Below are 20,735 nucleotides of genomic sequence, written 5' to 3' on the forward strand. Positions count from 1 at the left end.
TATAAGAGAAACAGATACATTTTTTAACCCCGTCTTATTCTTACGCTTTGTATAGTGTTAGAAGTAAATTCATGGGGATTATTATGCGACTTTACGATAAGAAAATTATTTGTATTCTTCCATTAATGGCTGCAATGGCAATGGTGACTGGTTGCCAACCAAAGTCGGCAGCCAAAGAAGAGCAGGCTGCTTCGACTGCAAAAGTTAAAGAAACGAAAGAGGCTGGTGTTCCTGTAATTCAAGCAAAAGTAATCCCAGTAAAATTGCCAAAATCAAAAGTTTGCTTAGAAGATGGTTGTACTGAGTATGATTTTCAAACAGTACAGACCAATCAAAAATGGATTAATGATTACTTCACCAATCGTATAAAGAAAGCAGATCCGAATGCTTTTGCAAATTTAGCCGATCAACCAGTTGAAGTACCTGAAGGTGAACCAAGTTCAAGTCAGAGTGCAATTTATGTTCGCTATTTAGGGCAAAACTATAACCTTGCCACCTTTGCATTACAGACTTATTCGTACTCAGCTGGTGCCGCACACGGCATGTCTCATCAAGAATTTGTAAATTTTGATTTATTAAATAAAAAGCACATTACTGTTGCTGAACTTATTCAGCCAGATGTTGAAAAACAATTGGTTGATGCTCTTTTTGAAGCAAATACAAATTGGCTTCAAGCACACAATATTAGCCGTGAAAAACTTCAGCTAAGCGATAATTTCTACTATGGTGCTAATGGCATTGTATTTGTCTATCCAATTTATGAGCTGGCTTCATATGCAGAGGGAATGTCTGAATTAACGCTGCCATATTTTGAAGCGGGTAAGTTCATTAAACCTGAGTATTTGCCAAGTGTGCCAAACTATAACTTTTAAAATAAGTGATCTATTCTAAGAATTGTGTGAAAGCTATTCGTTATGAAGATGATCACTATATTTTTTAGTGTTAAGGCCTTACACTATAGCCAGTTTTTTACCCATATTATGATTGATTATGATCGACCCTAAGTTACTCAGAAATAATATTGAAGCCGTTAATGCGGCTTTGGCAAAACGCGGTGTTCAATTGGATGTTCAAGAATGGGCTTCTTTAGAAACTCGCCGTAAAGATTTGCAATCAAAAACTGAAAAATTGCAGGCAGAACGTAATGCCGGTGCAAAACAAGTGGGTCAGATTAAAAAATCCGGTGGTGATGCTTCTGAAATCATGGCGCGTATGCAAGCCATTGGCGACGAAATTAAAGCTGCTGAAGTTGCTTTGTCAGAGTTACAAAACGAGATTGAACAAAAAGCGTTGAGTATTCCTAACTTACCAGATGAGTCTGTTCCTGCTGGTAAAGATGAAGATGATAACGTTGAAATCTCAAAATGGGGTACGCCTCGTCAGTTTGATTTTGAAATCAAAGACCATACTGACTTAGGTGAGTGGATGGGTGGTTTAGAGTTTGAAACTGCTACTAAATTGACTGGTTCACGTTTTAGCGTACTGAAAGGTTCTTTAGCACGCCTACAACGTGCATTAACGCAGTTTATGCTTGATACCCATACTTTAAAGAATGGCTATACAGAAGCTTACGTGCCTTATTTGGTCAATGCTGATTCACTTCGTGGTACTGGTCAGTTGCCAAAATTTGAAGAAGATTTATTCAAACTTCAAGGTGAAAAAGAATATTACCTCATCCCTACAGCAGAAGTTCCAGTTACTAACTTCGTTCGTGATGAGATTATTGATACCGAACGTTTGCCTTTAAAATATGCAGCGCATACGCCATGTTTCCGTAGTGAAGCTGGTTCTTATGGTCGTGATACCCGTGGTTTAATTCGTCAGCATCAATTTGATAAAGTTGAGATGGTGCAAATCGTTAAACCTGAAACATCTATGCAAGCACTTGAAGAGCTTACTGCACATGCTGAGGGCATTTTGCAGGCACTAGGTTTGCCATACCGCAAGATTTTGCTTTGTGGTGGTGACATGGGCTTTGGTGCAACTAAGACTTACGACTTAGAAGTTTGGGTTCCAAGCCAAAATACTTATCGTGAAATCTCTAGCTGCTCTAATATGGGTGATTTTCAGGCACGCCGCATGAAGGCGCGCTACAGAATGGATCAAAAGAAGACCGAATTGGTGCACACACTAAATGGTTCAGGTCTGGCAGTTGGACGTACTTTGCTTGCTGTAATGGAAAATTACCAACGTGAAGACGGTTCTATCGAGATTCCAGAAGTATTACGCCCATATATGGGTGGTGCAACGTTTATTGACTAAGCTTTGCATCTAAATTGTGCACGGTTTTTGCTTAACCCAAATCAGATGATTAATGTAGAGGTTTAAGGTGGATATTTTTCCAATCTCTTTAAAGTTGCAACAGCAACATTGTCTGATTGTGGGTGGTGGGCATATTGCATTGCGCAAAGCAAACCTTTTAGCCAAGGCGGGAGCAGTAATCGATATTATTGCTCCCGCAATTGAAGAGCAGCTTTTACAGTTAGTCAAAACGACAGGCGGAGAGTATTTTGCCGAGTCCTTTGCTGAAAAAATATTAAATACACCATATCGATTAGTGATTGCTGCAACTAATGATGCGCAAGTGAATAAAGCTGTTTTTGAACAATGTGAAGCGCGTAATTTATTGGTCAATAGTGTTGATGATATTCCACATTGTCGCTTTATGGTTCCAGCTATTATTGATCGTTCTCCGTTAATTATTTCTGTCGCTTCAAATGGTGCATCACCAGTTTTATCAAGACAACTTCGTACTCAAATAGAAACAATTGTTCCGCATGGCATGGGTAAGTTGGCTGAGTTTTCTGGTCAGTGGCGTAAGAAGGTAAAAGAAAAAATTCCCAATCCAGATGAGCGTCGGATTTTTTGGGAAAACCTCTATGCTAGCCCATTGAAAGAACAAGTTTTCAATGACAATTTAGAAGTTGCAAATGGTTTGATTCAGCAAGCCTTAACAGAATGGACTGCACCTAAAGGTGAAGTTTATTTGGTAGGCGCTGGGCCGGGTGATCCAGAGTTACTGACACTAAAAGCATTACGTCTTATGCAGCAAGCTGATGTTGTGATTTATGATCGTCTTGTTTCTGCACCCATTTTAGAACTTTGCCGTCGTGATGCGACCAAAATTTATGTGGGTAAAGCGCGTTCGAATCACTCTGTTCCCCAAGATGGCATCAATGCTTTACTGGTTGAATATGCTCAAAAAGGAAAGCGTGTTTGTCGTCTAAAAGGTGGTGATCCGTTTATCTTTGGGCGTGGTGGTGAAGAAATTCAAGAGCTCGTTGAGGCGAATGTCACTTTCCAAGTTGTACCAGGCATAACAGCAGCATCAGGCTGTTCAGCTTATGCGGGCATCCCATTAACACATCGTGATTATGCACAAAGTGTTCGTTTCTTGACTGGGCATTTAAAGGAAGGTTCACCTGAACTTCCTTGGAATGAGTTGGTTTATGAAAATCAAACTTTGGTTTTATATATGGGGCTAGTTGGTTTAGAACGCATTTGTGAGCAACTTATTGCTCATGGCCAACGTGCTGATATGCCGGTAGCTTTAATCTCTAAGGGAACCACACCAGACCAGAAAGTTGTAGTTGGAACATTAGCTGATATCGCAACAAAAGTGTCTGAACATCATATCGTAGCACCGACTTTAACCATTATTGGTGAAGTGGTGAATTTACGTGAACAGTTAAAATGGCAATAAGTTCATTTGAGTTTATTGCTGGTTATTAAAGTCGAGAAAATTTGTGATTCATGTTGTCCTATACGAGCCTGAAATTCCTGCCAATACAGGCAATATCATTCGTTTATGTGCTAATACTGGTGCACAGTTACATTTGGTCAAGCCTTTAGGTTTTGAATTAGATGATAAAAAGCTCAAACGAGCAGGCCTTGATTATCATGAATGGGCACGTATGCAAATTTGGGACAACATAGAACTTTGCCTTGCTGACCTGAAAGCTAAAGGGGTTGAGCATGTTTTTCCACTCACCACTAAAGGTTCTGCAACTCCGCATACAGTTGATTTGAATCGACCTGTGGTTTTACTGATGGGACCAGAAACACGCGGTTTGCCTGAGCATGTTCGCTTGATGTTCCCACAAGAACAGTGGATTCGTTTGCCGATGGCGGAAAACTCAAGAAGTTTAAATTTATCTAATGCAACGGCTGTGATTGTTTATGAAGCATGGCGTCAGCAGGGTTTTAAAAACTTAGGATAAGTTAATAATTTTTAAATAAAAATAAGGCCACAGTTGTGGCCTTATTTGTTTTTTAGATGTCTTATTTAGGGAAAACAACACCACTTGCTAAATCATAATTTGTTGGTGAGTTAGTATAGACCGATCCAAGTCGAACTGCAAAGAACCAGCCTAATGTACCTTGGTCTTGAATCCGATTTTCAAAGATATAAGGCTCATCTGTTTCGGATGCAGCATCTTCAATAAATACTTTATATTCAATAGGTCCTGTATTTTCACTGTCGCGCTCAAATAGATAACCATCAATATTAAAGAAGCCTAGGTTATTGTTCGCGTCGACTAATCTGTAACCTTCAGCTGCCTGTTCTTTAAGAAGTTTTTCAAGTTTAATTGCATCATCCTTGTTGAAAGGAATATGTTGTGGAACTTCAAAATAACGATATGCATAGGTTCCGTTATGGGTACTGCTATTTACGCAAGTAGGTACATAGAAGGTTCCATTCGTTGTGCCATTATTAGTGAATTCTGAGTTTGCGTAAATTAGCTTACAACCTTGTGCACCAAGTTCATTGAAGGCATTTAGAATACTTGTGCGAGAAGTGTTGGTTAAGAAGCGATTAGAATACGAATAGGTTGCAGGTTTCTTATCATTTTTCACAAATAAATATTTATCTGTATCAGATGTAACCTCGCCAAATGAAAGCTTATATATATAGCCTAAGCTACCTTGTTTATTTAACTCATTCACCCATAGTAAATAACGGTTTGCTACCGAATTAGTTTTAACATCAACTGTTTTATAGGTGTATGTGTCAGTGGATTTATTGTTTTTAACATATAAATTTTTATACAGCGCAAAGCTTCCATCCGGATTATCTAATCTTACAGATGGCGTGAGAAGAGCGTAGCCTTGACGTCCTTGATCATTAAGTTGACTTAATACGTCTGCCCAAGATTCCTTATTATCTCCTAGTCTAAAACTTGCTGTTGCCAATACTTGAGTTGGCTTTTGCATGCTTGCTGGTGGGGTTGTTTTTGTGAAGCACGTATTTGTGAGATCAAAGTTTGCTTGCTGCAAATAATTATGTATCGCATTTGGTTCATCTGTAGGAACTAGACAGAATTGGTTTGCATTTTTAAAGCCTAGAATAGCTGGCTGTTTCTGCGTTAGCTTTCCTGCTACTACAAGCTGCCAATCTACTTTGTTATAGCTTGAGGTTTGTACTGTCTGAGGTGCTCCAATATTTGAAACCAGACTAAAATCTTCAGCTTGGCGGTAACTTGCAACAATGTTACCTGTACAGTTCGATTCATTCTCATAACGTACTGTTTCACTGGCAAATCGCACGCTGTTATCAGAAACCTTAATGACATTCATTTTTAGAGCAGAGCCGTTAATACAACCTCCTTTGCCTGCTAACCAACTTCCAACAAAGCGATCCGCTACACTTGTTGGTGTTGGTGTTGGTGTTGGTGTTGGTGTTGGTGTTGGTGTTGGTGTTGGTGTCGGTTCCGAATCGTTATCATCAGAGCCGCAACCACTTAAAGCTATAAAAATCAAAGCAATGCTGCTTCCTTTTAGTATGTTATTCATCACATGAACCCTTTTTTTATTAAAAATGTGAAAATTTAACATTTTTAAAATAGATCAATTATAATGCAGTTGTAAAGATCAAATTTGAAAAAAGGTTCAACATGGCAGCTTATAATCAAATTGAAATATTCGAACAAAGCCAAAAATGGTTTGACCATTTGCCATTAGAGTGGAAAAACTGGCTTGAAGAAAACTTAGAAAAAGGGTGTAGAGTTGAACATTTAGTCGATGTATTAAAAGCAAATGGATTTGAACCAAAGTTTGAAATGAATGATTTGAAATTTCAGACTTTATTGGATCATGATCAAGAGTGGATAATTGAACAAGTTTTAAATGAGATAACGTCTGCGAAAATTATAAAAATATTAATAGAGCAGGGGCATGATGGTTTAAAAGTAAAAGAATATTTAAATAATTTAGAAAATAATAAGTTATATAAAATTTTGAAGAAAAAGCATCATCAACTTAAAAAACGTGAATGGTTAATAGAAACTGTAGATCAATTAGCACAGCTAAACTCTGACTATAGTAAAGAAATTCCTTCAATTACTGCTCCACGGTTCTCTAGTTTTATAAAGGATTACTATAGTCAACATCGCCCTGTGATTTTAAAAAAAGGAATAGAACATTGGCCAGCTTTGCACAAATGGTCTCCGCAATATTTTGCTTCTAAATTTGGTCATCATTTAGTTGAAGTTCAGATGAATAGAAATTTAGATGAACAGTTTGAAAGACATTCTCCATCATTAAAGCAGAAAATGAAGATGTCAGAGTTTGTATCAAAAGTTATGTCAGTTGATGCTAGTAACGATTTTTATATGACTGCAAATAATGCATCAAATAGTCATCAGATGCTTCAAGAATTATTTTCAGATATAGAGGATTTTGCAGATGGTTACTGTGATTTGGCTTTAAAGGATGACCGTAGTTTTTTATGGTTTGGACCTAAAGGAACATTTACGCCCTTACATCATGATTTAACGAATAATATGTTAGTTCAAATTTATGGAAGCAAAAAAGTAACTTTAATTCCTGCATTGCAAGTTCCTCATCTATATAACGATCATTGGGTATTTAGTGAGTTGAGTGATACAAATAAAATTGATTTTGAAAAATATCCTTTAGCAAAATCAATTACTCCTGTTGAATGTATTTTGAATGCAGGGGAAGCTCTATTCATCCCGATTGGTTGGTGGCATAGCGTAGAAAGTTTGGATGTCTCAATCAGTATTTCTTTTACCCATTTTAATGCACCAAATCATTATATTGATCGGTTTCCCAAAGAGGTCTAAGAATGAAAATTGCATCTTAAACCGTTCAGTGTGACAATTGCTCGGCCCATACTGTTTTCAAATATGAAGGAAAATTGTTACCCTATGACCACACTCCAAACGAACAATGCAGAACTTAATCAAAAGCAGGTATTAATGTTAATGGAATACCTGACTCAATGGTTAATTCGTTCGGGAGTTGGATATAACGACTTTGTAACTGCTTTAAAACCTGTTTTCTATCAACAAGCTTTAACTGAGCTAGAGCGTATAGAGCAAAAGCCAACTGATTCAGCGGTCAGTTTACTTTCAGGGTTACATCGCAAAGATGTGAATGCATTTAAAAAGGCGATGCAGGCTGGGCAGCCTTTAACAGAAGCAAAAGTAGCAGAGCCAGTAAGTGTTCCTGCTCGGGTGATTGGTTTGTGGCTTGCAGAGGGATTGGCAGAAAAAATTCCATTTGTAAGTAATGATCAAATTTGTTTTGAAAATTTAGTAAAGAAAGTCTCAACTGAAAAGCATCCAAGATCTATTTTGAATGAACTCGAACGCCTAAATATTGTGAAAGAAGAAAATGGCCTTGTGGTGTTGCAGCAGCGTAGTTTTATGCCTGATGTTGAGCAATTCGAGGTTCGAAAATTATTAGCAAATAACTTAGAGGCACATTTGGCTGCAGGAGTTCATAATTTATTTCAGCCAGAAAAAGAACCCTATTTAGAACAAGCAATTTTTGCTGATGAACTAACAGATGAATCGATTACTTTACTCAAAGAAGCAAGTTTGCGCTTATGGGAAGATTTATCGCTACAAGTACTTAAATTAGCTATTGAACGTTGTGCACTAGATGAAGGAAAAGAGGGTGCAACTAAAACTTTCCGTTTCGGAGCTTATCAATATGACGAAAACAACTTATAAAAAATTAATAATATCCATGAGCTTCATTTTGACAAGTGGTCTTTTAACCGCTTGTGGAGAGGATTTATTCGCAGGTGGTGCAAGTTTAGGGGGATCAGGATATCCGACTAAACCTGGTAAACCGGGTGATTTTGAAACACCGGCCGATGGTGAGAAAGGCGACTCAAAAGATAATGAAATTTGGTTGCCTGCACCCGTTGAAGATGACTGTAATGGCTTGCATCGCAAATTACAGTTTCTCAATAATGTAACGCGTGAACCCATAGAAAAAGAAACTGTTTTTAAATATGCACAGCAGTTAACTCTAAACGGTACTCTGGCTTTGCAGATTACTCAAACTAATAAGGGATTAGAGAAAATACAAGAAAAACAACCTGCATGTTATGTACCTTTAGAACTCTATTTACTTGGAAACATGAAGCGCTCTTATCCAGAAAATGAGTGTAAAGAGACTCAAACTTACGAATATCTGCCAGGTGAAACCAAAACTTTTATTGTCAATTATCCAGCATTTGACGTCATGAATGGTACTTGGAAATATGGTCTAGAAAGCACTTATTTGAAGAGTGATCAAGAGTTAAAACAATGTGAACCTTTAACTATCCAATTTAAAATAAGTGCACCACCTGAACCGATTAAAATTAATTAAGTTGAACCATTCATGAGCGATAAAATTTTAGAGGAAGTATGAGTTAAGCTTGCTCTAGCACTTTTTCGTCATAAGTCATTTGGGCTGCTAAAACCTGTTCAATATTGGTTTCAGCCCATTCTTTTAATTGGAACGCCATTGAAGCGACATTTTGCCCCAGAGAAGTGAGTGAGTAATCAACACGAATAGGAGACGTATTCTGAATTTTACGCTCAATAAAACCATCTCTTTCTAGCATCTTTAGTTTTTGTGATAAGACTTTAGGAGAGATGCCTTGTATATTCTTTTTGAGCAAATTGAAGTGCTGAGTTTCCTCTTCAAGCACATTTAAAATCAATAAAACCCATTTATCTGCAATTTTTTCAAAAAATAAACGAGCAGGGCAATGTTGTTGAAAAACATTATATTTTAGACATTCATTCATACTTTTTACCTGCTAATTTCTTAAAAAATTACCATAGTTACCAGTTAGTAACTAATTGACACCTAGTTTCTAAAATATATCATAAAGTAGAATTTAATAAAACAAAGGTTTGCTCCCATGTCTAACTCTAATATCGCGGTTGTATATTTCTCTGGTTATGGCCACACTAAAGTCGTGGCTGAAACGTTTGCAAACGAAATTAATGCTCAGCTCATCCAAATTGATCAAGAAGGTAATATTACTGATCAAGATTGGCAGACATTAAATGATGCGAAGGGGATTGTTTTTGGTGCTCCGACTTATATGGGCACAGCACCATGGCAGTTTAAAAAGTTTGCTGATGCAACTTCGAAAGTTTGGTTTACACGTGGTTGGCAAGATAAAGTATTTGCAGGTTTTACAAACAGCGCGAGCTTAAATGGAGATAAGCAGGTTACTCTTATTCAATTACAAACTTTAGCTTCGCAGCATGGTGGAATTTGGGTGAGCCTTGGTTTATTACCAGCGAATACAAAAGATGCAACACGCGAAGATATAAATAACTTAGGCGGTTCAGTTGGGCTTTTGGTTCAATCACCTTCTGATGCGAGTGTAGAGGAAGTTCCTACTGGCGACCTTGAAACAGCGAAGCTTTATGCTCAACGTGTACAAAAGATTGTGAACAAAATTTTTGGTTAATTTGACAATTTGACCATAAAAAAGGCGCTTTAAGCGCCTTTTTTATTATTCATGTTCATTATGCTGCGGAGCATTATATTTAAAGCCTTTGGTTTTGTAGGCCAAATAACCTACACCAATAACGGCCCAAGCTAAGCCAATTTGTAAGGCAAGCTTATCAATCTCAAGCCACATCATGAACACACTGGCAAAACCAAGTGTTGGTATAACAATATAATTGATGATGTCTTTAAACGTTTTATTCTTGCCATCTCTTAATGCATAGCGAGAAATAACAGAGAAGTTAACAAAACTAAAAGCGGTTAAAGCACCAAAACTAATCAAGTTGACAATATGCTCAAGATCTAAGAAACCAGCAGATAAAGCAACTACACCCACAATAAGAATGTTGTAAGTTGGAGTATGCAATTTTGGACTAATGTGACCAAATAATTTCTTATTGATTACGCCGTCACGTCCCATTACATACATTAAACGAGATACACCTGCATGAGCAGAAATACCTGATGCCATAACAGCAACTACAGCAAAATATAAAACCAAAGTTTTAAATGCAATACTACCAATCGCAGCAACCATTACAGGCTGTGATTCATCGAGAGGATTAAAATAAGTATTTGGGTTACTAGGGAAATATAATTGGATGAAGTAAGTACTTACAATGAAAATAATACCTGCAAGTAATGCTGTCGTAAAAATAGCTTTTGGAAGCGTTTTCTCTGCATCTTTTGTTTCTTCAGCAAGAGAAGATAAGGCATCAAACCCTGTGAAAGAGAAGCAGAGTACAGTTGCACCAGCAATTAAAGCACTTACGGATGTCATGTCGTTCCAAAAAGGAGTTAATGACCACAAGGCAGCTTTATCTGGATTTAAAGTTCCATCTGCATATACACCTTGAGTGAGTAAAATGTATACCTGATAAACGAAATAAAAAATTACGCCAAGCTGAATAATAACGATTGTACTGTTAAAGCGTGCGACAAATCGTGCACCAAATAAGTTAATAACAGTCATTAGGGTGGTTAAACCAATCACCCATAACCAGTTATTTACCTCTGGAAAAAGAGCTCTTAGATAAATATCTGCCAAAATAATATTAACAAGCGGTGACAGTAAATAGTCTAACCAAGAAGACCAACCCACCATAAAACCAACATTAGGGTGAATTGATTTTTGAGCATACGTATAAGCTGACCCAGAAGAAGGGTAGCGCTTAATCATATGTCCATAACTGATCGATGTTAATAAGATTGCGACTAATGCAAAGATGTAGGAAGTTGGTACATGACCGCCACTTCGCTCTGATACTAAACCAAAAGTATCGAATAACGTTAATGGCTGAATATAAGCTAAACCAATAATAATAATGTGCCAAAGCACAAGATTCTTTTGAAGTTTAGCTGTTGGTTTAGTCCCAGATAAATTTGTCAACGGCGTTATCCTCATAATCGTTGATCAAGGATCAGCTTGGTGTTAAGGATCGTTTGAGACGAACGATCCCCCCTACAGAAAAAGATAAAGTGCGCCAATCTATCCTAAATTGATGCAAATTGTCAGTACTTTCATCGATTTTTTAGCAAATTTTTTGCCATATTTCCAAATAAAAAGATGAATAAAAATTCACAGTGATAAAAAAGACCTGATTTTATATAAAAATCAGGTCTTTATATTTAAGTCTCGAGTTTAACCTATCGAATTACCATGCCTTTTGTAAGATCTCTCGGATATCTTTTAGGCTTGCTTCTTTAGGGTTGTAAATAATTGAGCCGTCATTTAGTGCTTTTTCTGCAACTTCATCGAGCTGTGCTTCCGTTACTTTGCCAGTTTCACGTAAAGTACGTGGTAACTTGGTTAAAGTAAATAAACGATCACGCATTGCTAAAATTGTTGCAATCGCTCTGTCTGCACGTTGAGTTGCTGGAGTTTGTGCATAGATATCAGCACCAGCTAACGGCAATAGTAATTCACCAATTTTCTGGCCATTTACCTGCTTATTATATTCAAGCACATACGGTAAGAATAAATTCATGCATAAACCGTGGGGCAGGTGAGCAACAGCACCTAAAGCATGACCTAAGGAATGTACAAGGCCTACCATTGAGTTTGAGAATGCAATACCTGCCATTGTAGAGGCTTGTGCTAGTTCTAAACGACCTTGTGAGTCATTTGGGTTTTCTAGGACATTAAATAGGTTTTCACTAATCTTTTTAATTCCAGCACTTGCATAAGCATCGCTAAGTGGATTGGCAGCCATACATGTATAGGCTTCAACACAATGTGTTAAGGCATCCATACCTGTCATTGCAGTTAAATGAGGTGGCAATGTAAGTGTCATGCGCGGATCTAAAATCGCTGCATGTGGCATTAAGTAATAAGAGGCAAATGCCAATTTAACATTCTTTTGCGTATCTGAAACCACGGCAACCATAGTCACTTCAGATCCCGTACCTGATGTAGTCGGAATTACGAAAAATGGTTTTAATGGTTTTGGTAGGTTGTGTGCACCAGAATATTGAAGTAAGTCATCTCCACCTTCAGATACTAAAATGTTAGTTGCTTTAGAAGTATCGATAACTGAACCACCACCTACAGCAATAATCGCATCGCATTTATTCTTGCGATAAGCTTCTGCGGCAAGACGAACGACTTCTAAACTTGAGTCTGGTGGAACATCATCAAACACATGACCAATGACAGCATCAGTCGTACTGAACGCAGCTTCAATCGGGTTGAGTAGGGCATTTGCGCGCACACCTTTATCTGTAATGATGAGCGGACGTTTTGCACCTAGAGTCGAAAGTTCAAACGGAATATGTTCTAACGCAGCATTACCGGCAATGACTTTTACAGGACAAAAGAATTCGTAATATGGTTTAGCCATGTTATGCGCTCCGCTTGAAATAGGACTTAGCTACTTTTAAGTAAATATTTGCAGCTTCGTTGAATTTTTCTTTTAGGGTGAGTTCGGTTGGGTATTCTTTGACTGCAAGAGACGCAACCAATTTAGGTAAAATGAGAGATTCCATTTTATTTAGACAGCGTACTAAGCGAATGGCAGCAGATACATCACCATCAGCAATCATTCGGTCATTAGCAAATGCTTGGGCAGTACTTTCTTGAAAAGAAAATACTAAAAAGGCATGAGTTACATGTTTGAATGTAATAGTTAAGTCTGGCTTTCTTTCAGCTCTTTTGAGTAGCTCTAACTGTTTGTCTTCTGTGACTCGAGCAAAAAATGCTGGTCCATTTGGGAAAACATTCATTGAAAGTACAAAGTGAACAGGAAATTTAGATACTTCCTCTTGTATTTCAGTGTCCACTTGACTTGCCATGACTAAGCCACGACCAACAACATCCATCATGAGCTTAACGTAGGCAAGTTGCAGAGTAGGCTTTACAGCTTTTGTCGAAATCACTCGCGTATCCCTTGTTAAAATTATGCAAAAGCAAATTTAGAGTAATTACTCTAATCTATTTTTATTTCATCGCAAAGCGATTTATTCGGTTTTGACTTCTGGGTCATTAAAGTACCCCGTGTTCTTAATATACTCAATAAAGTCTTGGCAAAGTTGAGTGAATGATGGATAAGGAGTCACCAAATCTTGTATACGCACCATTTCTAAGCCTGCGTAACCGCAAGGATTAATAGTTTGGAACCCATCTAAAGCACAGTCCAAGTTTAATGCTAATCCATGATAGCTACGGCCACGACGAATTTTAAAGCCTAAGGAACCAATCTTACGGCCATCGACATATACTCCTGGAGCATCAGGCTTAGCATACGCTTCAATTCCGTATTTTTTTAAAACATCTATCATGAATTGTTCAGCAAAACTGACCAATGTTCGTACGTTCCATTTTAGACGATTAAGATCAAACATGAAGTAAGCCACAAGTTGACCGGGTCCATGCCAAGTCACTTGTCCACCACGGTCAGTTTGCACTACAGGAATATCTGATGAAATTAGGATGTGTTCAGGTTTACCAGCTTGACCTTGAGTTAAAACATTATGATGTTGAAGTAACCATAACTCATCAGGCGTATCTTGATCTCGCTCATTTGTTAAGAGTTTCATGGTTTCAAACTTGCTTTGATAATCTTGTAAATCGTTCCATTGCCGAATGATTAAGTTAGGTTTATCAAGGCTCATCACAATCTCTTCCTATAATTAGTTTATGCGGCGCCCAGTTAATATCTACTAGATAAAAGCCGAAAACCTTGTAATTTTAAAGGATTTTATAAAAGGAATTCTAAATATTTGTAAGGTTTTTCGTGGTAGGGAGGTTTTTAAAATTTCCAAAAAAATACCACAGTAAGAATGCCTGACTGTGGTATTGATTGAAGAACTTAAAATTAAAGCGCAGTTCTAATCTGCGGACAAGCAGCCAAGTCAGCATAGAGTGCATGAACTTGTTCTAATTCTTCAAAGCGCAATTGTGCTGTTAAAGAATGATACTTGCCGGTGCGAGATTCTTGAACTTTTAATGTTGAGTGGTCGAAGTCTGGAAAATGTTTTACCAAAATATCGACTACAGCAACACGTAATTCTTCACCCGCATCGCCAATAAGCTTAATTGGATAATCCATCGGAAATACCCAAAGATGTTCTTGTAGTTCGCGAGATGGAGTGCGGTCTAACATAAGTTACCTCATGATTTGAAACGCCTGCATTATCGCAGGCGTTTATAGCTCTTTCTATTAAATGGGGCTTGGTTTTGAAATTTCAAGCTTTCAAAACTTAGTCATTTTCCAAGAAAGAACGTAAATGTTCAGAACGAGAAGGGTGACGTAATTTACGCAATGCTTTCGCTTCAATCTGACGGATACGTTCACGTGTTACGTCAAATTGTTTACCTACTTCTTCAAGTGTGTGATCGGTTGGCATATCAATACCAAAACGCATCTTCAATACTTTTGCTTCACGTTCAGTTAAGTTTTCCAATACTTCACGAGTTGCTTCTTTTAAGCCTTCTGAAGTCGCAGCATCAATTGGAGAAGTGATGTTTTGATCTTCAATGAAATCCCCAAGATGTGAATCTTCATCATCACCAATAGGTGTTTCCATCGAAATCGGTTCTTTAGCAATTTTAAGTACTTTACGAACCTTAACTTCATCCATTTCTAAACGTTCACCTAATTCTTCAGGTGTTGGTTCACGGCCCATTTCTTGTAACAATTGACGAGATACACGGTTGATCTTGTTAATCGTTTCAATCATGTGTACTGGAATACGGATTGTACGAGCCTGATCGGCAATCGAACGAGTAATCGCCTGACGAATCCACCAAGTTGCATAAGTCGAGAATTTATAACCACGACGGTATTCAAACTTGTCTACGGCTTTCATCAAACCAATGTTCCCTTCTTGAATCAAGTCAAGGAACTGTAAACCACGGTTGGTATATTTTTTCGCAATTGAAATTACCAAACGGAGGTTGGCTTCCACCATTTCTTTCTTAGCGCGACGTGCTTTCGCTTCGCCAATCGCCATACGTTTCGAGATATCTTTAATTTCAGCAACGCTTAAACTAAGCTCTTTCTCAATATCTGCAATCTTTTGTTGGAATGCTAAAACATCTGGACGAACTTTTTCTAAATGCGCCTTGATTTCAGCAGGTGCTTTAGCAATTTGTTCATCTAACCAAGCTGGATTAGATTCTTGTTTAGGGAAAGATGTACGGAATTGAGTACGGTCCATACGGCCACGACGTACTGCATAACGCATGATTTCACGTTCATTGGCACGAATTTGCTCATGTGTACCACGAATCATTTCAGAGATGATGTCAAATAAACGTGGTGTAAATTTAAACATCATGAACACAGTAGCTAAAGCTTCTAAAGCTTCTTCAGCCTCTGGACTGTTACGACCATGTTTTTCAACAACAGCTTTTGTTTTAGCCCAAGCAGCTTCTAGTTCAGTAAAACGAACTTTTGCAACCTCAGGGTCTGGACCTGAATCGCCTTCAGAGTCATCATCACCTTCAGACTCTTCTTCTTCATCGTCATCATCAAGCTTAACTTCTTTCGTTGATTTTGAAGATGATTCATCTTCTTCTTCAAGCTCTTCAACTTCTTCTAAAACTTCTGGAATATCTTCATCAGTTTCAGGATCGAGGTAGCCTGATAAAATATCGGCAAGACGGCGTTCGCCAGTTAAAAAATCATTATATTCTTTTAATACAACTTCAACAGCATTTGGCCAGTAAGCAATTGAATTAAGGACATCACGGATACCTTCTTCAATACGTTTGGCAATGCTGATTTCACCTTCACGGGTTAACAGTTCAACTGTACCCATTTCACGCATGTACATACGTACAGGGTCTGTCGTACGTCCAGGTTCATTTTCAACCGATGCAAGTACGGCAGCAGCTTCTTCTTCAGCAACCTCATCAGTTGCGTCAGCCGACTCACCGAACATGGTATCGTCAGATTCAGGTGCACGCTCGTGTACAGGAATACCAACGTCTTGAAGCATTTGAATAATGTCTTCAATCTGTTCGCTTTCAGTAATCGAGTCCGGCAGATGATCGTTAACCTCAGCGTAAGTTAAGTAACCTTGTTCTTTGCCTCGGCTAATCAGAGCCGCTACTTGAGAAGTAGGGGAATGCATATCGCTCATCTTTGCTTACTCTTTGTTGAATCTGTGGCAGTGAAAAACCGTGCATGATAGCACAATTTGCTTGAAATGTTTTGGCTTTGATCAGTAACCGTTAAATAAAAAATATCTTTGAATTCACGTCTGTTTTTTGAATATTGGGATAAAATCATTTTTTTCAAGCTTAAATCATCGAAAAAATCATAGAATTTTTTTTTGATCAAAAAAATAGTTCAGCTTTATAAATACACAATTTTTTGGGCGAAAAAAAGTACAAATATGCGGTTTAATGAAAAAAATATAAATAAAACTTGACACGATTTAATAACCAAGATAAATAGCGGCTAGACCCATTCACATTTTTTCATTAGAGGTAGTTTTAGTGTCTTCTACAGATTTTGAATTAGATGATAACTACGGTGATGATGATGATGTCGGTTTTGATGAGTCATCAGGCAAAATCACTGCGAAAGAATCATTAGAAAAACGTAGATTAATTGATGATCTATTGGCTCAACGCCGTTTAGAGCGTGAGTTAAAAGATTTTGATTACGATTTAGACGATGATGATCTTGATGATGAAGACTAATCAAATCTGAATAGGGCATCGTCAGCTTAGATGCTATGCTATCGTAGATTTCTTTTTTATAGTCAGGTAACACAATGAGTGCGTTAGATTTAGACCAATTAAGTGAATATCTAGATGGAGACCACAATGAGTATGGTCTGGATTTCGCTGCAACTCATGGTTTTCTGTGTGCAATTGCAGTAGGCCCTCAGTTTGATCGTTGGTTAGATGAATTATTCGATAATAACCATAAGAAAGTTCCTGCCGAAATTATTCAGCAGATCAAAGCGTGGTTAGAATCAATTCGACAAGACTTAGCAAATGAAAATGGAATTGAATTTCCGTTTGAAATTGAAGAAGCTGATGTTGAGTCTAGCTTAGGCGACTGGAGTGTTGGATTTGTTGATGCGATGTTCTTAAATGAAGATGCATGGTTTGCACCTGAATATGAGGAACAATTAATTGATTTAACTTTACCAATGATGGTATTTAGTGGAATTGATGAAGAAGATCCACAGATGGAATCTTTCCGTCGTAATGGACAGTTAATGGATGAACTGGCAGAAGAAATCCCAGATAATTTGAATGAATTATACTTGATGTATCATACGCCAAATTAACTTATTAGAAGAAATAATAAATAACGTCCTTTCTAGGGCGTTTTTTATTGTAAAAAAATTAGTGGTATAAATAAAAAAGGGCAGTTAGAAATCTAAATGCCCTTTAAAAACTATATTATAGTTTTATAGGCGTTTACGCTTTGCAGCAGCAATTTGTGACTGGCGCATACGGAAACCAGCTTTTTGCTTTTCAGTGGTTTTGTCGATGCAATAAACGCAAGAAACACCGTGTTCGTAACTTGGTAGAGCAGACTCTTCAGGAGTTAAAGGCCAACCGCAAGCATGACATTTAATATTCACGCCTTCCTCTACACCATGAGTTACGGCAGTACGTCCGTCAAATACGAAGCATTCGCCTTCCCATAAGCTTTCATCAGCAGGGGTTTCTTCTAGGTACTTAAGGATACCGCCTTTAAGATGGTAAACCTCTTTAAATCCTTCTTGAAGAAGTAAAGAAGTTGATTTTTCACAGCGAATACCACCAGTACAGAACATCGCAATTTTTTTGTCTTTATATTGCTCTAATTCTTTCTTAACGTATTCTGGAAACTCACGGAATGTTTCTGTTTTAGGATCAATTGCACCCTTAAATGTACCCGCTTTATATTCGTAATCATTACGTGTGTCGATTAAAATTACATCATCACGTGCGATTAAATCATTCCACTCTTTAGGATCAAGGTAGTGACCGACTAAGTCACGAGGTTTAACCTCAACACCTAAAGTCACAATTTCTTCTTTAAGTTTAATTTTCATTTTGCGGAAAGGTTTATCAGAACTATGGGATTCTTTGTATTCCATAGCACCAAAGCCTTCATTGAGCAAAAACTGATGTAGTGTATCAATTGCTACGCGATCACCAGCAACAGTACCATTAATTCCTTCACCTGCTACAATCAGAGTTCCACAGAGGTTAATTGTTTTCACTAGGTCTAATAAACGTTGTTGAAGATCGGCAGGATCTTGAACTTCTTTAAATTGATATAGTGCTGCAACAACCCAACCTGCGGTCGCTTGCTGTTCTACAGGTGCAAGCTGTTCTACAGTAGCGTTCATGGAAAACTCCAAATGTATTAAGATAGAAATTTAAGGCGCATATTTTAGCGCGAAAATTTGTAATAAGCGAGAAAACCATAAAAAGTATATGGTTTATTTAAGGAGTTTGTTTTGAGTAATGATCATCGAACGCTCTCTCTCACCCCATGTGCAGGGCGTTGTTCAACAGTTTTTGGTGATCAGGTTTGTCGTGGTTGTCGCCGTTTTAACCACGAGGTGATTCAATGGAACACTTATACGGCAGAGCAGCGTTTAGCTGTATGGAAGCGTTTAGATGATCAATTGAATCAAATCTTAGTACCGATGCTGCCTCATGCAGACTTACAGCATGTTGAGGGCTTTATTTTAAGTAAGCGTGTTCGGTTAATGGAAGGGGCGAGCCAGGGCCGTAAGCTTTACCATGCCTTAAAAATATGTGAAAAGAATAAACATCTAGCACATGAGAGTGGTTTGGGTATTTCGGAGTCTCAAGTCAAAACGATATGGGTTGAGTTTGAACGACGTGTTTTAGCGTTGGCTAAAGCGAGCTATGAGTTGGCTTGGTTGCGAGCAGATGGAATTAGCCATCACTTGTTAACTATGTATGAAGAAGAATAAGTCTAGAGTAGAAAAAGACGTAAATAAAAAAGCTGCCTTTTGGCAGCTTTTTTTCATTAATTTTCTTTCGAATATTAACGTTTGATGTCGCGTTGAGTTTCACCAGTATAAAGCTGACGAGGACGACCGATTTTGTAAGGGCCGCTGTGCATTTCTAACCAGTGGCTGATCCAACCAACTGTACGAGCAAGAGCGAAGATTACAGTAAACATTTCTGTTGGGATACCAATCGCTTTAAGGATGATACCTGAGTAGAAGTCTACGTTAGGGTAAAGTTTACGCTCAACGAAGTACGGGTCGTTCAATGCGATACGCTCAAGTTCCATAGCAAGTGCTAATTGAGGATCGTTGATACCTAAAGCTTCAAGAACTTCGTCACAAGTTTGCTTCATTACTTTAGCGCGTGGGTCGAAGTTTTTGTAAACGCGGTGACCGAAGCCCATAAGCTTAACTTCTTTGCGTTTAACTTTTTCCATGAACTCTGCAACGTTTTCAACGCTACCGATTTCATCAAGCATCTTAAGAACTGCTTCGTTTGCACCACCGTGAGCAGGTCCCCAAAGTGCAGAGATACCAGCAGAGATACATGCATACGGGTTTGCACCAGTAGAACCAGCAAGACGTACTGTAGATGTAGAAGCATTTTGCTCATGGTCAGCATGAAGCGTGAAAATACGATCCATTGCGCGAGCAAGAACAGGATTAACTTTGTAATCACGGTCAGCAGGAGTAGCAAACATCATGTGTAAGAAGTTTTCCGCATAACTTAAATCGTTACGTGGATAGATGAATGGTTGGCCTACTGTGTATTTGTAACTCCAAGCAGCAAGCGTTGGAATTTTTGCAATTAAGCGAATTGCAGTGATTTCACGGTGGTTGATGTCTTCAATATCTAGGTTGTTGTGATAAAACGCAGATAATGCACCTACAACACCAACCATGATTGCCATTGGGTGAGCATCACGACGGAAACCATTGAAGAAACGGCTAACTTGATCGTGAACCATAGTGTGAGCACGTACTTTCGTATCAAACTCAACTTTCTGTTCAGCAGTTGGGAGCTCGCCATTTAATAATAAATAACAAGTTTCAAGGTAGTCTGCTTGAGTTGCTAACTGATCAATTGGGTAGCCGCGGTGTAATAAAATACCTTTGTCACCATCAATGAAAGTAATTTTAGATTCGCATGCGGCTGTCGCCATAAAACCAGGATCGAAAGTAAAATGACCTTCTTTCAGTATGCTGCTGACATCAATTACATCTGGACCTAAAGTGCCACTGTAGATTGGTAATCCAATTTCTTTGCCATCAAGATGTAATACGGCTTTTTTGCCATTTGCTTCAGACATTCAATAGATCTCCTGTCCTGGTGAATGTTGATCTGACTCGAAATCCTAATGTTCTCATGTGCGAATCAGACGGTGTCAAAATTTGCTATAAGATTAGTGAGTACTGAAATTTTGTCAATTATACTTATGGATAAAAAATGACGTTCCCACAGAGAGTTAGTCATCAAGACCCGAGCAAAAAAGTCAGTAAAATCACTGCATCGGGATGGTATA

The 20,735-nt window shown here is 38.1% G+C and carries 21 protein-coding genes; 11 read left to right on the plus strand and 10 right to left on the minus strand.

Going from position 1 to position 20,735, the window contains the following annotated elements; translation table 11 throughout:
* The first annotated feature begins 71 nt into the window (after window positions 1–71).
* The 4 genes from ACTJJG_RS08020 (at window position 72) to ACTJJG_RS08035 (ending at window position 4,220) form a co-directional block, all read left to right on the plus strand.
* Window positions 72–872: an RsiV family protein gene (locus ACTJJG_RS08020; protein ID WP_032056634.1), complete on the plus strand. Its 801-nt coding sequence runs from the start codon at window positions 72–74 to the stop codon at window positions 870–872.
* A 118-nt stretch (window positions 873–990) separates the two neighbouring features.
* Window positions 991–2,262, plus strand: a complete 1,272-nt coding sequence (gene serS, locus ACTJJG_RS08025) for a serine--tRNA ligase (protein WP_005072887.1) — start codon at window positions 991–993, stop codon at window positions 2,260–2,262.
* A 67-nt stretch (window positions 2,263–2,329) separates the two neighbouring features.
* Complete coding sequence (gene cysG / locus ACTJJG_RS08030) at window positions 2,330–3,703, plus strand: siroheme synthase CysG (RefSeq protein ID WP_206224171.1); 1,374 nt, start codon at window positions 2,330–2,332, stop codon at window positions 3,701–3,703.
* Between the two features lie 43 nt (window positions 3,704–3,746).
* Window positions 3,747–4,220 (plus strand): tRNA (cytidine(34)-2'-O)-methyltransferase, encoded by a 474-nt coding sequence (locus ACTJJG_RS08035; protein WP_069119180.1) that lies wholly within the window; start codon window positions 3,747–3,749, stop codon window positions 4,218–4,220.
* A gap of 61 nt (window positions 4,221–4,281) precedes the next feature.
* Here the strand turns inward: ACTJJG_RS08035 and ACTJJG_RS08040 are convergent, their stop codons facing one another.
* A complete protein-coding gene (locus ACTJJG_RS08040; RefSeq protein WP_394899810.1) occupies window positions 4,282–5,793 on the minus strand; it encodes a PT dipeptide repeat lipoprotein in 1,512 nt (503 codons plus the stop codon).
* A 101-nt stretch (window positions 5,794–5,894) separates the two neighbouring features.
* Here ACTJJG_RS08040 and ACTJJG_RS08045 point away from each other — a divergent pair, with 101 nt between their 5' ends.
* The 3 genes from ACTJJG_RS08045 (at window position 5,895) to ACTJJG_RS08055 (ending at window position 8,628) form a co-directional block, all read left to right on the plus strand.
* Window positions 5,895–7,085, plus strand: a complete 1,191-nt coding sequence (locus ACTJJG_RS08045; protein ID WP_069119178.1) for a cupin-like domain-containing protein — start codon at window positions 5,895–5,897, stop codon at window positions 7,083–7,085.
* Between the two features lie 84 nt (window positions 7,086–7,169).
* Window positions 7,170–7,979, plus strand: coding sequence for a DUF6502 family protein (locus ACTJJG_RS08050; protein WP_032056631.1), 810 nt, complete (start codon window positions 7,170–7,172; stop codon window positions 7,977–7,979).
* Window positions 7,980–7,995: 16 nt separating this feature from the next.
* Window positions 7,996–8,628 (plus strand): hypothetical protein, encoded by a 633-nt coding sequence (locus ACTJJG_RS08055; RefSeq protein WP_080777160.1) that lies wholly within the window; start codon window positions 7,996–7,998, stop codon window positions 8,626–8,628.
* Window positions 8,629–8,671: 43 nt separating this feature from the next.
* On the opposite strand, the gene ACTJJG_RS08060 is transcribed toward ACTJJG_RS08055, so the two are convergent.
* The gene (locus tag ACTJJG_RS08060) at window positions 8,672–9,052 is read right to left on the minus strand and encodes a winged helix-turn-helix transcriptional regulator (protein ID WP_002116344.1); all 381 of its coding nucleotides are present in this window, start codon (window positions 9,050–9,052) and stop codon (window positions 8,672–8,674) included.
* A gap of 117 nt (window positions 9,053–9,169) precedes the next feature.
* Here ACTJJG_RS08060 and ACTJJG_RS08065 point away from each other — a divergent pair, with 117 nt between their 5' ends.
* Window positions 9,170–9,730, plus strand: coding sequence for a flavodoxin family protein (locus ACTJJG_RS08065; RefSeq protein ID WP_032056629.1), 561 nt, complete (start codon window positions 9,170–9,172; stop codon window positions 9,728–9,730).
* A gap of 45 nt (window positions 9,731–9,775) precedes the next feature.
* On the opposite strand, the gene ACTJJG_RS08070 is transcribed toward ACTJJG_RS08065, so the two are convergent.
* The 6 genes from ACTJJG_RS08070 to rpoD all read right to left on the minus strand — a co-directional run bounded on the left by ACTJJG_RS08070 (window position 9,776) and on the right by rpoD (window position 16,356).
* Window positions 9,776–11,161 (minus strand): APC family permease, encoded by a 1,386-nt coding sequence (locus ACTJJG_RS08070; protein WP_014207482.1) that lies wholly within the window; start codon window positions 11,159–11,161, stop codon window positions 9,776–9,778.
* 265 nt (window positions 11,162–11,426) lie between these two features.
* Window positions 11,427–12,611, minus strand: a complete 1,185-nt coding sequence (locus ACTJJG_RS08075; RefSeq protein ID WP_069119176.1) for an iron-containing alcohol dehydrogenase — start codon at window positions 12,609–12,611, stop codon at window positions 11,427–11,429.
* 1 nt (window position 12,612) lies between these two features.
* Window positions 12,613–13,146, minus strand: coding sequence for a hypothetical protein (locus tag ACTJJG_RS08080; RefSeq protein WP_005072911.1), 534 nt, complete (start codon window positions 13,144–13,146; stop codon window positions 12,613–12,615).
* Window positions 13,147–13,227: 81 nt separating this feature from the next.
* On the minus strand, window positions 13,228–13,881 hold the full coding sequence (lipB, locus tag ACTJJG_RS08085; RefSeq protein ID WP_005064548.1) for a lipoyl(octanoyl) transferase LipB: 654 nt from the start codon (window positions 13,879–13,881) through the stop codon (window positions 13,228–13,230).
* 203 nt (window positions 13,882–14,084) lie between these two features.
* Window positions 14,085–14,372 (minus strand): YbeD family protein, encoded by a 288-nt coding sequence (locus tag ACTJJG_RS08090; RefSeq protein WP_002116017.1) that lies wholly within the window; start codon window positions 14,370–14,372, stop codon window positions 14,085–14,087.
* A 97-nt stretch (window positions 14,373–14,469) separates the two neighbouring features.
* Complete coding sequence (gene rpoD / locus ACTJJG_RS08095) at window positions 14,470–16,356, minus strand: RNA polymerase sigma factor RpoD (RefSeq protein WP_002116414.1); 1,887 nt, start codon at window positions 16,354–16,356, stop codon at window positions 14,470–14,472.
* A 358-nt stretch (window positions 16,357–16,714) separates the two neighbouring features.
* Between rpoD and ACTJJG_RS08100 the strand changes: the two genes are divergently transcribed.
* Both ACTJJG_RS08100 and ACTJJG_RS08105 read left to right on the plus strand, forming a co-directional pair.
* Window positions 16,715–16,921: a PA3496 family putative envelope integrity protein gene (locus ACTJJG_RS08100; RefSeq protein ID WP_002116495.1), complete on the plus strand. Its 207-nt coding sequence runs from the start codon at window positions 16,715–16,717 to the stop codon at window positions 16,919–16,921.
* Window positions 16,922–16,995: 74 nt separating this feature from the next.
* The gene (locus ACTJJG_RS08105; RefSeq protein WP_002116105.1) at window positions 16,996–17,520 is read left to right on the plus strand and encodes a YecA/YgfB family protein; all 525 of its coding nucleotides are present in this window, start codon (window positions 16,996–16,998) and stop codon (window positions 17,518–17,520) included.
* Window positions 17,521–17,643: 123 nt separating this feature from the next.
* Here the strand turns inward: ACTJJG_RS08105 and trhO are convergent, their stop codons facing one another.
* Window positions 17,644–18,576, minus strand: coding sequence for an oxygen-dependent tRNA uridine(34) hydroxylase TrhO (gene trhO, locus ACTJJG_RS08110; RefSeq protein ID WP_057062687.1), 933 nt, complete (start codon window positions 18,574–18,576; stop codon window positions 17,644–17,646).
* Window positions 18,577–18,687: 111 nt separating this feature from the next.
* Between trhO and ACTJJG_RS08115 the strand changes: the two genes are divergently transcribed.
* On the plus strand, window positions 18,688–19,173 hold the full coding sequence (locus ACTJJG_RS08115; RefSeq protein ID WP_005064555.1) for a DUF1289 domain-containing protein: 486 nt from the start codon (window positions 18,688–18,690) through the stop codon (window positions 19,171–19,173).
* Between the two features lie 74 nt (window positions 19,174–19,247).
* Here the strand turns inward: ACTJJG_RS08115 and gltA are convergent, their stop codons facing one another.
* Entirely contained in the window at window positions 19,248–20,522 is a 1,275-nt protein-coding gene (gltA, locus tag ACTJJG_RS08120) for a citrate synthase (protein WP_002116327.1), read from the minus strand.
* Window positions 20,523–20,735 lie beyond the last annotated feature (213 nt).

It is taken from the genome of Acinetobacter sp. 22512, assembly GCF_052044755.1.
GTDB classification, from domain to species: Bacteria; Pseudomonadota; Gammaproteobacteria; order Pseudomonadales; family Moraxellaceae; genus Acinetobacter; species Acinetobacter pittii.

What these genes read in the sequence shown, in the direction of transcription:
- ACTJJG_RS08060 (WP_002116344.1), bottom strand. Translation starts at nt 9,052, where the DNA reads ATGAATGAATGTCTAAAATATAATGTTTTTCAACAACATTGCCCTGCT.
- ACTJJG_RS08050 (WP_032056631.1), top strand. Translation starts at nt 7,170, where the DNA reads ATGACCACACTCCAAACGAACAATGCAGAACTTAATCAAAAGCAGGTA.
- lipB (WP_005064548.1), bottom strand. Translation starts at nt 13,881, where the DNA reads ATGAGCCTTGATAAACCTAACTTAATCATTCGGCAATGGAACGATTTA.
- trhO (WP_057062687.1), bottom strand. Translation starts at nt 18,576, where the DNA reads ATGAACGCTACTGTAGAACAGCTTGCACCTGTAGAACAGCAAGCGACC.
- ACTJJG_RS08055 (WP_080777160.1), top strand. Translation starts at nt 7,996, where the DNA reads ATGAGCTTCATTTTGACAAGTGGTCTTTTAACCGCTTGTGGAGAGGAT.
- gltA (WP_002116327.1), bottom strand. Translation starts at nt 20,522, where the DNA reads ATGTCTGAAGCAAATGGCAAAAAAGCCGTATTACATCTTGATGGCAAA.
- ACTJJG_RS08065 (WP_032056629.1), top strand. Translation starts at nt 9,170, where the DNA reads ATGTCTAACTCTAATATCGCGGTTGTATATTTCTCTGGTTATGGCCAC.
- serS (WP_005072887.1), top strand. Translation starts at nt 991, where the DNA reads ATGATCGACCCTAAGTTACTCAGAAATAATATTGAAGCCGTTAATGCG.
- ACTJJG_RS08020 (WP_032056634.1), top strand. Translation starts at nt 72, where the DNA reads ATGGGGATTATTATGCGACTTTACGATAAGAAAATTATTTGTATTCTT.
- ACTJJG_RS08075 (WP_069119176.1), bottom strand. Translation starts at nt 12,611, where the DNA reads ATGGCTAAACCATATTACGAATTCTTTTGTCCTGTAAAAGTCATTGCC.
- rpoD (WP_002116414.1), bottom strand. Translation starts at nt 16,356, where the DNA reads ATGAGCGATATGCATTCCCCTACTTCTCAAGTAGCGGCTCTGATTAGC.
- ACTJJG_RS08090 (WP_002116017.1), bottom strand. Translation starts at nt 14,372, where the DNA reads ATGTTAGACCGCACTCCATCTCGCGAACTACAAGAACATCTTTGGGTA.
- ACTJJG_RS08105 (WP_002116105.1), top strand. Translation starts at nt 16,996, where the DNA reads ATGAGTGCGTTAGATTTAGACCAATTAAGTGAATATCTAGATGGAGAC.
- ACTJJG_RS08040 (WP_394899810.1), bottom strand. Translation starts at nt 5,793, where the DNA reads ATGAATAACATACTAAAAGGAAGCAGCATTGCTTTGATTTTTATAGCT.
- ACTJJG_RS08045 (WP_069119178.1), top strand. Translation starts at nt 5,895, where the DNA reads ATGGCAGCTTATAATCAAATTGAAATATTCGAACAAAGCCAAAAATGG.